This is a genomic window from Methylolobus aquaticus (assembly GCF_054172105.1).
Map to the genome: position 1 here is coordinate 60,765 of NZ_JBSYXP010000014.1, position 12,915 is coordinate 73,679.

Below are 12,915 nucleotides of genomic sequence, written 5' to 3' on the forward strand. Positions count from 1 at the left end.
ATAAAAACCGGGGGTTGACATGAAAAGCCTGCCTTACGCGAACGCGCTGGACGGTTTCTCGCAAAACAATCGCTTTCGCGGAGCAGCAAGTCGTTTCGACGCCGCTCCAGTTCAACTTGAAAAACCAGGTTTCACCGGGGATGAAGGCTCGTCGGGTATGGCTAGGTTCTTCATTGATGAAGAGATGAAGAGCCTAGCGCATTGGCAACATGCGTCCGATTACGCTGCGCTAATCGGACCTACGCAGGGTACGCCCACGCTCCGAAGAAGAATGAACAAAGGCCTGCCCACGATTGCAGACCTTTGTTCCTTTCAAATCCCGTCACCGTGATGGCGAGTGATTCACCTCAAATAATCACACGCCATCGCCTGAAGATCATGCCAATAATGGCAAAGCGTAAGCCGGGCTCAGTATAGCGTCTGGCTCCAGGCATACGCCTTGTTATCCTTCACGAAACAATCCACACAAAATTTACCACTCGCGTCGAGTACTGGTTTGGCAGCCGACCAGTCCCCACTCAACATGTTCAAACGTACTCTAGAGAACGTAAAATCCTCGACTTGCTTGGGGTCCAGGACATATAGTTTGCCGTCACCCAATACATCTATCCACATAAGCCAGGTGTAAAGTGTATTGTCCAACGTACGGGTCAATAGAAAAGTACCCGAGTGGGGTGCGCCGCTTCGATACATTGAAATTTCTTTCTTGCCGACACCGGGGTCGAGGTCGAGAGTTTCAACCCTACCCGCGCTTCGATGTAGATGGCCCGAATAGATGGCCGAAACGCCGTAGACGCTCGTGTTATTGACGATATCCATGAATTCGGTATCCGATTTGGCCTCACCCCAGTCATGGAGATTGATTATGACTTTCTGCCCCAATGCCCGAGCGCCAAGCAAGTCGTTCCTGAGCCAAGTATGGGAAGGAGTCACATAATACTGCCCAGAATCTGATAGAGTCTGATACCTCCACCTGGCCGTATATCCTGGATAATTGTTCAACTGAACGAAATGCACATTGCCGATATCCCACGAGTAAGCAAAGCTGCCGGCGCGGCGCGTTCCCTCGCCGAATTTGATGTAGCTTTTTGTTGCGTAATCAAACCTGGCGGGATTGAGCGTACGGACTTGATCGACCATATATTCCATCATATCCGTCGCGCAATCGTTTATAAACCCACCGGGGGTTTTCCAACACTCATACCCAAAAAAGCTGTAGACATCTTTTACGTTATCATCATAATCGTGATTGCCAAGTCCAACATAGAGATTGGAATTCAACAGCCCGGGCAATGGCGTTCCTATCGGCAACACGCCAGTCAAAATCGGATCGTAAGCGATACCTTGATATATGTCTTTGAATAGCGTGAGATTGCCGTTCTTACTGCCGTATGCCGTTAGATCGCCATTGATGATGGTCCCGCCGAATCGTTCGACGACCGAGTCGGTACTCCGGAGGCTTTTCTCGATGACCGAGGTATAATATTTAAGGTATTCGTTGTAGTACTTGCTGGCATGCGGGTACCACCGACCGCCGTCCTTTTGCTGCTCCAGAACACAAAGCGCTTCACTTAACTGTCTCCACTGCTCGTTTTCTGTGGGTGATTCAAAGTCAGAACAGTTAGACCAGTGAAGCTGGGTATCGGAGGCAATGACCATGAAAAAGTCGGTGGAGCGGAAGTTCTGCACAGCGACGCTGGAGATCCGATCATTGAAACCATCCCCGACGTAGGGGACATTGCGGAAGTAGGTGCGGTTATTTCCTTTGAGCCCTGCATCCTGGTACGCGCGGACCATGGCGCCTTTGGGGACCCTGAACGACGAATAACTGTCGTTGACGACCGAGGGCATGAACCCCTTGCAAAACTTGGTCTCGGTACCGCCATAGTTCTTGCCGGTGTAGGCAAACACACACGGTTCCAGTGTCCCCAGGGTGGTGCTGAGCACGAACTCTCCCAGCCCCGAGTCAGCGGTTGCGGCGATCACGTTATAAAGGCCTGGCCCTAGGGACAGGGTGATGCGGCTATTGCGGGTCGTGGGGTTGTTGTCGATAGCAAGGACCGGAGATCCGGTAACGCCCGTCAGGTAAAGCACCGAATCGGCCGTGGGAGAGGTCAAGTCGATCTGCACCGTTCCCGGTGCCGACATGTTCAGCAGAAAGCTGGGGTTTTGCGCGGTGGCGTAAGGACCTGTCGGCTCCACCCAAGCGCTTCTTTCGGTATCGGCGGCCAGTGTGATGACGGGCGAGAGTCCAAAGCTGGTCGCCACAACTGCGGGCAGGAGATAGCGCTTCAGGCGCCTGAGGGCTGTCGGTAGTGTTTGCATGCTTGCATTCCCATTTTCGAAAGTGACACGATTGAAAAGCGATCGGCCCGTGCAAGGTCTTGCTCCGGAAAACACAACTCTCCGTCTGCTTCGGCTGAGTTTTCCAGCGGTCCGAGTTCGTGTCGCTGCGCTGGGACTGAAGGCATAAGGCACGGACAGCCGTTCCAGATCGCGACATGCACCTCATGCTAAAGCGACCCTAAACGAACGAACATGCTCCAGATTCCACATTTCTTGTCCAAAATTCCAAAGTTGTCGCGAGGCACGCGGGCTGCGTGACTCACCGTCAACGGAAAACGGGACAAGGCGTCACTGCTCTCGATTCCGATCCAGGCTGCCGGATAAAGTTTGTCCAGCGGCCGGCCCCGCCATCCTAAGGGGAAAGCCTGGCGCATTACGCCCGGATCCTACGACTCGGAAGGGACGGGGAGCGAGGCCCATCCGGAATTAGACGGGCTGCTCCCCGAGTTTGGCAGGTTCGTGTGGACTGGTTATGAGCCGCGCTCGCCGAAACACCGATCTCGGCGAAACTGGCCCGGAGAGGTTCCGTTCACCCGCTTGAAGGCCTTGCTGAAGGCGGAAGTTGACTGATACCCGCAATATTCGGAAACGGCTTCAATGGTCATCGGTGATCTCTTGAGCCATTCCATGGCGAGTTGCATGCGCCAATTCGCGAGATACTCCATGGGGGCGCAACCCAATACTTCCGTGAAGCGTTTGATCAGACCGGACTTGGAAACGGCGGCTTCTTCGCAAAGCTGATTGAGCGTCCACGCCCGGCCGGGCTCGCGATGTATGGCGGTCAATACCGCGGCAATCTTCCCGTCCTGCAGCGCGCGAAAAAGACCGTGATCGACCAGGTCGTTTTCCATGCAATGCCGCAGCACCAGAACAAGAATGCTATCGGACAACCGCTCCACCACGGCACCGCTGCCCAGCCTCGGAGCGGGAGATCCCGTGTCGACGAGTGCACCCAGCCCTCGCCCTTGCTCAACAGATGGAACCAGATTTGGTGGTCGGAATCGTGATCCATCAACCATTCGCCACAGACGCCGCCCCAATAGGTCAGCTTCGCTTTCAGGTTCAAACCTTCTACCAACGATGTCAACGCGGGCAATTTATCCTCCTGATTTTTGTTTTTGTATTCATTTCACGGAAATAAGGATCAGACAGTAACGTAGGTCCGATTAGTACCGTAGGTCCGATTAGCGCAGCGTAATCGGACGCATGCGTCATGCATCCCCATCCAAAAAACCAGACGCGTCGCCGCAACAGTCTGCAGGATAAATACCCTGGCGAACATAATGATGAAAGGTGGAGTACGGCCAATCCGACACACGCTTCACCCAACCATGTTTCAGTGGATTCACATGGACGTAATCCACGTGTCTCGATAAGTCGGCTTCATCGCGGATCAGGTGTTCCCAGTAACGCCGTTGCCAGATACCACGCTCCCCTGCCGCGTTGCGTACATCGGAAAGTCGTTCGGTCTTGGGCAACGCACGGGAAAACCCGCTCTTGATCCGACGCCACCGCGTGCTGAAGTCCGCGTCGTCCGGCGGCAGCGTGCAGACACAGTACAGATGATCAGGCAGGACAACCCACGCGTTGACCTGAAAAGGGTAACGTGCGCGAGCACGCCGGACGGCTTCTCGCAGCAGTCTGACCTCCCGCACCAGCAAGTCGTTGCGATGCCGCTCCAGCAGGTTCACCGTGAAAAACCAGGTGCCACCAGGGATGAAGGCGCGTCGATCCTCGGACATGGATTTGCTCTTCCTTCATATCGCGCTTACTACATCGGCAACGTCCGTCCGATTACGCTGCGCTAATCAGACCCACGCGGACTCGCTCGGCATGGAGGCTCCTCCTCGTGTTCAACGACAGGGCAAGCCTCACACACGAATATTCTGACAGGCTCATGACAAGCGCGGCCACCGCCGCCAGCAGCGCGTCATGCTGTCGGGGTCCAGTGCGATACTCCCAGCGCGAGGTCTCACTTCGATCGCGGTGTGGTGTTGCTCCAGAGCACCCCCGTCAGGTTATGCAAGTCCTCCCGCTCATCCGTCGCGACCACGAACAGCTCTCGATTGAATTTTCCCATGGGGATTTCCACGTACGCGGGCGGCTCCAGTTCCCCTCGGTTCGAAAGCTGGCATTGTCCGTGATGCGGATGCGGACCTTGGCGCCGGGCATGAAACCGGAACCCGTGACGACCATCCCGGCTCGACCTTTCTCCCGCTCCAGTCGGGCGCCGATCTGGGGAATCGGTCTGCCGAATACCGGGGGCACCTGCCAATCCATCAACTCGCTAATCCGCGCGATCGTCGCTGTGAGCTGCGCCACTTTGGCTTCCAGCGCAGCAATACGCGCGTCGGCGTTCCCTCCGGGCAGCGCAATATCGCCCTTGACCTCGACATTGCCATCGAAGTAGCCCGCCAGACCTCCAGGATTGCGGCCGGCCACACCCGCTGCCTTCGCGTTATGACTGATCCCGGAGACACCTTCGAACTGATCGCTCTCGCCCTGCACGCCGGGCCCCGAAACACTGTGCCCATAGTTGCCCGCGCCCCCCTGACTCAAGCCCGACACGCCGCGACCCGCAACGCTCAGTCCTTCTACGCCGACGGCGCCCTTACCTTGCACACCGATACCACTCTGCCCGTCCACGGCATTACCTACGACCCCGATGAAGGCTTCGCCGAAGACTCCGACTCCACTCCCTTGAGCCCCGTTCACGCCGCGCACGCCAGCTTGTGCAGGATCCTCTGTCTCGCCCTGGACGCCGATACTTCCCCGGCCCTGAACTCCAACGCCACCGGCGGTCACATTGCCGATACCGGCAATGCCCGTATAAGCCCTTCCCAGCACGCCCACACTGCCGGCCACCTCGTGATTCGTATTCAAACCGTAGATCCCGGGCTGGGATGGATCGCCCGTTTCGCCCTGGACCCCGATAGCGCCCATGCCATAGACGCCGAGTCCGCCCGTCGCCGCCGCTCCACTTCCCGCGACGCCGACCCATCCCTCGCCTCGCACGCCGGCCGAACTCCCCGGAGCCTTACTGGCGTTGAATCCATAAACCGCGGGCTGTGCGGGATCGTCCGTCTCGCCCTGTACCGCAGCCGCGACTGCCTCCGCCAAGGGCAGCAACGCCATCGACAAGCACAGGAGTACCCGTCCGGGCACATGACCAGCCGATCGGCGACGTCTTGACGAAGCGCTCCACAAGCGACCATTGATCTGCATGATGCAGCCTCCTGCACGTCGTGCACTGCTCGACCGGGCCACCACGGGGGACGTGGTCCCAGTTATTGGCGGATCGCCTAAAGATCTACGCATGGGCGGCCAATTCGGCTAAGCCCGCCCAAAACAGAAGATCCCGGACCCGGCGTTCGACCCCGGATCAGGGATTCCGCCTCGGTTTGCTTCGACGCCTTGGGTCTTTTTTCGGCGTGGCCCCGAGATGCATCGCGGGAACTCGACGACAGGCCGAACCGGACCCTCTGCGCATGATACGCCCAACATCCCATGGCTCCGGCGGTATTGGGCGCCGTTGACGTACCCTGACTTCGGCTTGCTTCAGCGACGTAGGTCCGGTTAGCGCAGCGTAATCGGACGCATGCGTCATGCATCCCCATCCACAACACCAGACGCGTCGCCGCAACAGTCTGCAGGATAAATACCCTGGCGAACATAGTGATGAAAGGTGGAGTACGGCCAATCCGACACACGCTTCACCAAACCATGTTTCAGTGGATTCACATGGACGTAATCCACGTGTCTCTGAAAATCGGCTTCATCGCGGATCAGGTGTTCCCAGAAATGCCACTGCCAGATACCACGCCCCCCGGCAACTTTGCGTACACCGGAAAGTCGCTCGGTCTTGGGCAACGCACGGGAAAAGCCGCTTTTGATCAGACGCCACCGCGTGCTGAAGTCGGCGTCGTCCGAAGGCAGCGTCCAGACACAATGCAGATGATCAGGCAGGACAACCCACGCGTTGATCCGAAAAGGGTAACGGGTACGAACACGCCGGACGGTTTCTCGCGGCAGGTCGATTTCGCGCACCAGCAAGCCGTTTCGATGCCGTTCCAGTAGGTTAACCGTGAAAAACCAGGTTCCGCCGGGTATGAAGGCGCGTCGATAGTTGGGCATGACTTGGATCTTGCTTGAGGTCGAGCTTACCTCATTGGCAACATCCGTCCGATTACGCTGCGCTAATCGGACCTACGCGGGCTACGCGGGCTGCGGTAGCAGCCGCCTGAGCTTATGCAAGCCGGGCCGGCAAACTGCTGTAGTTTGCCGGTTCCCGAGTGTATGCCCAGGGCGCGATCAGAGCGGCAAAGTTTCGTTGGAAACCCCGATCGAGAAATGCTGCTGCAGGATCTTCCATTTCCCATGTTCCTTCCTCAGCACGAGGCTGATTCGGAACGGTGTGTCGCCGTTCGCGAAGTTCCACGTCGCCTCTGCTGCAATCCAACCCACCGAACCGCTGTGTCCGACTTGCAGCGGAGTCGCCGCCGGAGTGACCGGGAGCCCGCCGTTCGGGTAGCCCACGCTGCCCAGAAAGTCGAACAATCCCTGCCACCACCCGATCACCGCATCATAGCCGACGAACTTCTCGTCCGGTGATGTCCCGATGGCGAGAGTTTTCGGCCCCCCCAACGTGAGCCGTTTCATCGCTTCGATATCACCATTCGTAGACGCGGCGTGGAACGCCGCCAGCGTTGCAATGATCTCCTGATCGGCCTGATTCGTGGCCGACACGGATGGGGCAATGGCGAACCCACCGACCAAGAGTAAAGCAACAAACCACGCGCGAAACTGTTTCATGGAGCCCCCAATCACTAAGTCAAAAAAAAGGCCGCCGACAGCCCGGTCCCGTACTACCGAACTGCGGGCAGCCGATACGGGGCGTGAGCGGACGTTCCGGGCGCCGCTGCCTCCTCGTGCGAACGACGCTGGGCGCCAATTAAAGGCGGCACCTCGAAAGTTGTATATACGTAGGATCACGTAGACCAAAGAGCGGGGCGCCCCGATCAAGACGCGGACGTCGACATCGCAGCAAAGCAGAAGCACGCTCTGACTAACCCGCAGCGTTTCCCTCTCCCAATCGCTCCGCCAGGCGCGTGCCGCGCTTGGTCGCCTTGCGGTTCCGCACGGCCATCGCCAGCGCCTTGGGTTCGGCGATCACGACGACGAGCTTGCGGCCGCGGGTCACGGCCGTGTAGAGCAAGTTGCGCTCCAGCAGCAGGTAGTGCTGTATCGCCAGCGGGATCACGACCGCCGGATATTCGGAGCCTTGGGATTTGTGGATGCTCGCGGCATAGGCCAGCGAGAGTTCGTCCAGTTCCGACAACTCGTAGCTGACTTCGCGCCCGTCGAAGTCGATCAGTACGGCGCCGTTCTCGAGGTCGATCCGGGCGATGCGGCCGATGTCGCCGTTGTAGACGTCCTTGTCGTAGTTGTTGACCATCTGCAGCACCTTGTCTCCGGGCGCGAAAGTGGTGCCGTACTTGGTGATCTTCGGTTCGGCGCGGCCGTTCAGTCGCTGCTGCAACTCGACGTTCAGCGCGCGGACGCCGATGCCGCCGCGATTCATCGGTGTCAGCACCTGAATGTCGGCGATCGGGTCGAACCCGTAGCGCGCCGGGATGCGTTCGGTCACGACCTGCATCAGTTTGTCGAAAATGGCTTCCGGCGAGTCGGCCGGAATCAGGTGGAAGTCGCTGGCCGGGTCGCGGTCGGCGATGGGAATCTCGCCGCGGTTGATGCGGTGGGCGTTGACGATGATCCGCGACGACTCGGCCTGACGGAAGATTTCGGTCAGCCGCACGGTCGGGATGACGTTGGACTCGATCAGATCGCCCAGCACGCTGCCGGGCCCGACCGAGGGCAACTGGTCGACATCGCCGACCAGCAGCAGCGCGGCCTCGTCCGGCACCGCCTTCAGCAACTGGTTCATCAGCACGATGTCCATCATCGAGCTTTCGTCCAGCACGACCAGATCGGTTTCGAGCGGGTTGTCCAGGCTGCGCTTGAAGCCGAAGGCCTTGGGGTCGAATTCCAGCGCGCGGTGCACGGTCTTGGCTTCGAGCCCGGTGGTCTCGGACAGGCGCTTGGCGGCGCGCCCGGTCGGCGCGCACAGCGTCACGGTCAGCTTCTTGGCCGACAGGATGCGGATCAGGCTGTTGACCAGCGTGGTCTTTCCGACGCCGGGCCCGCCGGTGATCACGCAGACCTTGGAGGCGCACACCAGGGCGACCGCATCGCGCTGCGAGGCGGACAGCGTCAGCCCCGCCTTGTCCTCGACCCACGGGATCGCCTTCGGGACGTCGATCGCTCCCCACGGCAGTTTCCCGTCGCGCAGCGTCCGGAGCCGATTCGCGACATTGACCTCGGCCTGATGCAGCGGCGCCAGGAACAGCAACTCGTCACCGCCCGGCCCCTGTTCGCTGATGAGGCGCTGCTCGGCGATCTCGGCGGCGATGGCCGCGCGGATCACGTCGTCGGGAATCTCCAGCAGCTTGACGGCCTGGTCGGTCAGACGGTCCCGCGGGCAGTAGCAGTGCCCCTGCTCCGACCACAGCGCCAGCGCATGCCGCACACCGGCCCGCGCGCGTAGTGGCGAATCGCGCGGTATGCCAAGCCGCTCGGCCAGCGCGTCGGCAGTCTTGAAGCCGATGCCGTGGATGTCGAGCGCGAGCCGGTAAGGGTCTTCGGTGACACGAACGATGGCCTCGTCGCCGTAGGTCTTGTAGATGCGCACCGAGCGCGAGGTGCCGACACCGTGCGACTGCAGGAAGACCATGATCGCGCGGATCGCCTTCTGCTCGGCCCAGGCCGAGGTGACCTGCTGCTGCCGCTTCGGGCCGATGCCATCGAGATCGCGCAGGCGCTCCGGCGTCTGCTCGATGACGTCGAACACGTCCTCCCCGAAGGCCTTGACCAGCTTTTTCGCGAAATGCGGGCCGATGCCGCGGACCATCCCCGAGCCCAGGTATTTCTCGATGCCTTCCAGCGTGGTCGGCGGCACGATGCGGAGCACCGTCGCGCGAAACTGCAAGCCGTGGGTGCGGTCATTGACCCATTGGCCGATGGCTTCTATGAATTCCCCGGCCGCGACAGAGGCCGCCGAGCCGATTACCGTGACCGGATCCCGCTGCCCCTTGACACGGACCCGCAGCACGCAAAAACCCGACTCCTCGCTGTGGAAGGTGACGCGCTCGACCGAGCCGGACAGGCGTTCCCGTTCGTCATGAGTGGGCGAAGCCGGCATGGGGTGGACGGGCATGAGTTGATTCGAGACGCATCGGCAGCGGAATACCGACGGTCAGCGTAGCAGGAAGCCGGACGCGCTTCGAGCCGGGGAAACCGGGCGTCATCGACTTCCAACCAAACCCTGACGACGCGCCATCCCTGACACGCTCTGCTCCCGCGGCCGGGCGCCGTGCCGAGGGCAACCGCGCGGACGACATGCGCCTCACGCGGGGCGGTGCCGCCGCCCCGCGCGAGGCGCCGGCGCTCAGATCACCGTGAAGTCCGCGACGGTCAGGGCCAGGCCGCTGCCGAGCACCGCAATCTGTACCGCCGCGCCCGCCCCGTTGCCGTCCGCGTCGTAGGACAACACCCCGCTGCCGCTGGTGTAGATCAGGTAGTCGTTGGCATCGGCCGCCGCCGCGCCGATCCTGAAGTTCGCTGCTGCCACCGCCCCCGGCGTGACGAACCGCGTGAACACCGCGTTCTCCAACTGGATCGTGTCGTCGACCACGCTGAAGTCGGTGAGCGTGTCCCGGGACAGCGTCGTCAGCCGGAAGATATCCGCGCCCAGCCCGCCCGTCAGCGTGTCGTTGCCGGCCAGGCCATCGAGGATGTTCGCTCCGCTATTGCCGACCAGCGTGTTGGCCAGCCCGTTCCCGGTGCCGTTGATCGCCGCCGTCCCGGTCAGCGTCAGTTGCTCGACGTTGGCCGGCAGCGTGTAGCTGATCGAACTGTCCACCCGGTCGATCTCGGTCGCCAGCGTCGAGGTCTCGATGACCTGGTCGCCGGCCACGTTGACGACATAGCGGTCGTTGCCGGTGCCGCCGCGCATGACATCCGCCCCACCGCCGCCGTTGAGGACGTCCGCCCCGTCGCCGCCGTCGAGCGTGTCGTTCCCGCCCAGGCCGTTGAAGCGCTCGTCCGCGGCGGTGCCGGTCAGTGTGTCGGCGGCGTTCGATTCGGTGGTGCCGTCCTGCGCGACGCTGATCACCAGCGCCTGGCTGCCGGTCAGCAGTCCGTCGCTGACGGTGACGGTAAAGCTCGCCGTGGCCGCGGCCGTCAGCGCTTCGATGGCGCCGTCGTTGGCGACGAAGCTGTAGGCGCCGGTGGCCTTGGTCACCGTCAGCGTGCCGTAGGTCCCGACCTGTCGCACCGTGGCGCCGAGGTCGGTGCCGCCGGCGATGCCGTAGCTCAGCGCACCAGCCTCCACGTCGCTGCCGAGCAGCGTGCCGGTGACGGTCGCGAAACTGTCGTCGAAGCGGGTGTCGGTGTAGGCGATCGCCACCGGCACCGCCAGCGTCGGCCGGTTCCGCACGGTGTTCTCGAAGAAGGTCGTCACACCGTCGCGGTTGCCCACGAACGCATCCAGATCCCCGTCCCCGTCGATGTCGGCCAACGTCGGGCTGCTGTTGGAACCCACGTCGCCTATCCCGAACGTACCCCGCACCAAAATGAAACTCGGCACCGCTGCCGTCCCGATATTGCGGTAAAAGTCCGTCCCGCCGAAGTTCTTGCCGACGAACGCATCCAGATCCCCATCCCCGTCGATATCGGCGAAGGTCGGGCTGGCAGAGGTGCCTACATCACGCAGCCCGAAGTTGCCGGCCTCGCCGACGAAGACTGGCGCCGCCGCCGTGCCGGTGTTCCGAAAAAAACTCGTCACGCCGTCAAGGTTGCCCACGAACGCATCCAGGTCCCCGTCCCCGTCGATGTCGGCCAACGTCGGGCTGGCGAAGCGGCCGACATTGGTCAGGCCGAAGTTGCCGGCCTCGATGAAGCTCGGCGCCGCCGCCGTGCCGTCATTGCGGAAAAACCGTGTCGTGCCGTCATCGGCCCCCACGAACGCATCCAGGTCCCCGTCATTATCGATGTCGGCGAAGGTCGGGCTGGCAGAGTTGCCCACATCGGTCAGGCCGAACTTGCCGGCCTGCAGGACAAAGGCCGGCGTCGTCGCCGTCCCGGTGTTCAGCAACAAGCTCGTCAAGCCGTCGCGCTTGCCCACCAGCGCGTCCAGATCGCCGTCTGCATCGATGTCCACAAAAGTCGGCCTTGCGTTGAAACCGACGTCGTCCAACCCGAAGTTGCCGGGCCGCGCCACGAAAGCAGCCAGATCGTCGTCGCTAATCGCCACCAGCACCGGCGCCACTGCCAGCCCCGCGTAGCCTGTGTCGGCGCTGGTCACCGTGTGCCGGATCACTCCCGTGTGCCGCCCTTCCCCGACCGTGTCGTTGACCGCCGTCACCGTCACCGTCTGCGCCACGTTCCAATCCTCCGGCGTGAAGGTCAGCGTCGCCACGTTCGTTGCCACCTGGCCGTTGGTCACCTCCAGCGTGACCGTCACCACCGCCGTCGGCGCACTTTTCAGCACCACCGTGTAGCTGTCCCCAGCCCCGCCTTCGGTCACCGCCGTCCCGCCACCGCTTTGCGTCAGCGTGATGCCGGGCGGGGTGTTGCGGAAGAACGCGGTGCCGCCGTAGAAATCCCCCACGAACGCATCCAGGTCCCCGTCGCCGTCGATGTCGGCCAGGGTCGGGCTGGCGGTCAAGCCGATATCGCCCAGCCCGAAGTTACCAGCCTCGGCCACAAAGCTTGGCGCCGCCGCCGTGCCGGTGTTCCGGAAAAAGGTCGTCACGCCGTCGACGTTGCCCACCAGCGCATCGAGATCCCCGTCCCCGTCGAGGTCGCCGAAGGTCGGGCTGGCGGACTGGCCCACATCGGTCAGGCCGAAGTTGCCGGCCTGCAGGACGAAGCTCGGCGCCGCCGCCGTCCCGGTATTCCGGTAAAACCGTGTCGTGCCGTCGTTGGCCCCCAAGAAGGCATCGAGGTCGCCGTCGCCGTCGATGTCCACCAGGGTCGGACTGGCGTTGAAGCCGACGTCGGTCAGGCCGAAGTTACCGGCCTGCAGGACGAAGGCCGGCGCCGCCGCCGTCCCGGTGTTGCGGAAAAATCGTGTGGTGCCGTCGTAGGCCCCCACGAAGGCATCCAGGTCGCCGTCGCCATCGATGTCGGCGAAGGTCGGACTGGCGGACTGGCCGACATCGGTCAGGCCGAAGTTGACGGCCTGCAGGACGAAGACCGGCGCCGCCGCCGTGCCGTTGTTCCGGAAAAACAGCGTCGTGCCGTACCTCTCGCCCACGAATGCGTCGAGATCGCCGTCCCCGTCGATGTCAGCGAAGGTCGGCTTGGCCCGCAGGCCGATGTCGGTCAAGCCGAAGGCGGGGGTCACCGGGTTGTCGAAACGGGGATCGGCCATGATCAGTTTCCTCAGGGGTCGTTAAGGCGGTCAGGGTGCTTTGGGTTTTGGGGTGCGGCGACTTACTGGGGTCGCCG

The 12,915-nt window shown here is 61.8% G+C and carries 9 protein-coding genes; 1 reads left to right on the forward strand and 8 read right to left on the reverse strand.

From position 1 onward, the window contains the following. The first annotated feature begins 19 nt into the window (after nucleotides 1–19). Nucleotides 20–331: a hypothetical protein gene (locus tag ACW73L_RS17290; RefSeq protein ID WP_498923819.1), complete on the forward strand. Its 312-nt coding sequence runs from the start codon at nucleotides 20–22 to the stop codon at nucleotides 329–331. Nucleotides 332–408: 77 nt separating this feature from the next. Here ACW73L_RS17290 and ACW73L_RS17295 read toward each other — a convergent pair whose 3' ends face one another. The 8 genes from ACW73L_RS17295 to ACW73L_RS17330 all read right to left on the reverse strand — a co-directional run bounded on the left by ACW73L_RS17295 (nucleotide 409) and on the right by ACW73L_RS17330 (nucleotide 12,838). Further along, entirely contained in the window at nucleotides 409–2,325 is a 1,917-nt protein-coding gene (locus tag ACW73L_RS17295) for a hypothetical protein (protein WP_498923820.1), read from the reverse strand. A 491-nt stretch (nucleotides 2,326–2,816) separates the two neighbouring features. After that, nucleotides 2,817–3,236 carry a helix-turn-helix transcriptional regulator gene (locus ACW73L_RS17300; protein WP_498923822.1) on the reverse strand — a complete coding sequence of 140 codons (420 nt, stop codon included), beginning with the start codon at nucleotides 3,234–3,236 and terminating at the stop codon, nucleotides 2,817–2,819. Between the two features lie 321 nt (nucleotides 3,237–3,557). Continuing rightward, complete coding sequence (locus ACW73L_RS17305) at nucleotides 3,558–4,088, reverse strand: REP-associated tyrosine transposase (protein WP_498923824.1); 531 nt, start codon at nucleotides 4,086–4,088, stop codon at nucleotides 3,558–3,560. A gap of 271 nt (nucleotides 4,089–4,359) precedes the next feature. Further along, nucleotides 4,360–5,571: a hypothetical protein gene (locus ACW73L_RS17310; protein ID WP_498923826.1), complete on the reverse strand. Its 1,212-nt coding sequence runs from the start codon at nucleotides 5,569–5,571 to the stop codon at nucleotides 4,360–4,362. Between the two features lie 378 nt (nucleotides 5,572–5,949). Beyond that, the gene (locus ACW73L_RS17315; RefSeq protein ID WP_498923827.1) at nucleotides 5,950–6,480 is read right to left on the reverse strand and encodes an REP-associated tyrosine transposase; all 531 of its coding nucleotides are present in this window, start codon (nucleotides 6,478–6,480) and stop codon (nucleotides 5,950–5,952) included. Between the two features lie 177 nt (nucleotides 6,481–6,657). Continuing rightward, nucleotides 6,658–7,158 (reverse strand): nuclear transport factor 2 family protein, encoded by a 501-nt coding sequence (locus ACW73L_RS17320; RefSeq protein ID WP_498923828.1) that lies wholly within the window; start codon nucleotides 7,156–7,158, stop codon nucleotides 6,658–6,660. A 253-nt stretch (nucleotides 7,159–7,411) separates the two neighbouring features. After that, nucleotides 7,412–9,619 carry an SF1B family DNA helicase RecD2 gene (gene recD2 / locus ACW73L_RS17325; RefSeq protein WP_498923830.1) on the reverse strand — a complete coding sequence of 736 codons (2,208 nt, stop codon included), beginning with the start codon at nucleotides 9,617–9,619 and terminating at the stop codon, nucleotides 7,412–7,414. Between the two features lie 231 nt (nucleotides 9,620–9,850). Continuing rightward, on the reverse strand, nucleotides 9,851–12,838 hold the full coding sequence (locus tag ACW73L_RS17330) for an FG-GAP-like repeat-containing protein (protein WP_498923831.1): 2,988 nt from the start codon (nucleotides 12,836–12,838) through the stop codon (nucleotides 9,851–9,853). Nucleotides 12,839–12,915 lie beyond the last annotated feature (77 nt).

Bases quoted from the DNA above. Each gene is read 5' to 3' on its own strand.
- ACW73L_RS17305 (WP_498923824.1), bottom strand. From the start codon at position 4,088: ATGTCCGAGGATCGACGCGCCTTCATCCCTGGTGGCACCTGGTTTTTC.
- ACW73L_RS17310 (WP_498923826.1), bottom strand. From the start codon at position 5,571: ATGCAGATCAATGGTCGCTTGTGGAGCGCTTCGTCAAGACGTCGCCGA.
- ACW73L_RS17290 (WP_498923819.1), top strand. From the start codon at position 20: ATGAAAAGCCTGCCTTACGCGAACGCGCTGGACGGTTTCTCGCAAAAC.
- recD2 (WP_498923830.1), bottom strand. From the start codon at position 9,619: ATGCCCGTCCACCCCATGCCGGCTTCGCCCACTCATGACGAACGGGAA.
- ACW73L_RS17295 (WP_498923820.1), bottom strand. From the start codon at position 2,325: ATGCAAACACTACCGACAGCCCTCAGGCGCCTGAAGCGCTATCTCCTG.
- ACW73L_RS17320 (WP_498923828.1), bottom strand. From the start codon at position 7,158: ATGAAACAGTTTCGCGCGTGGTTTGTTGCTTTACTCTTGGTCGGTGGG.
- ACW73L_RS17315 (WP_498923827.1), bottom strand. From the start codon at position 6,480: ATGCCCAACTATCGACGCGCCTTCATACCCGGCGGAACCTGGTTTTTC.
- ACW73L_RS17330 (WP_498923831.1), bottom strand. From the start codon at position 12,838: ATGGCCGATCCCCGTTTCGACAACCCGGTGACCCCCGCCTTCGGCTTG.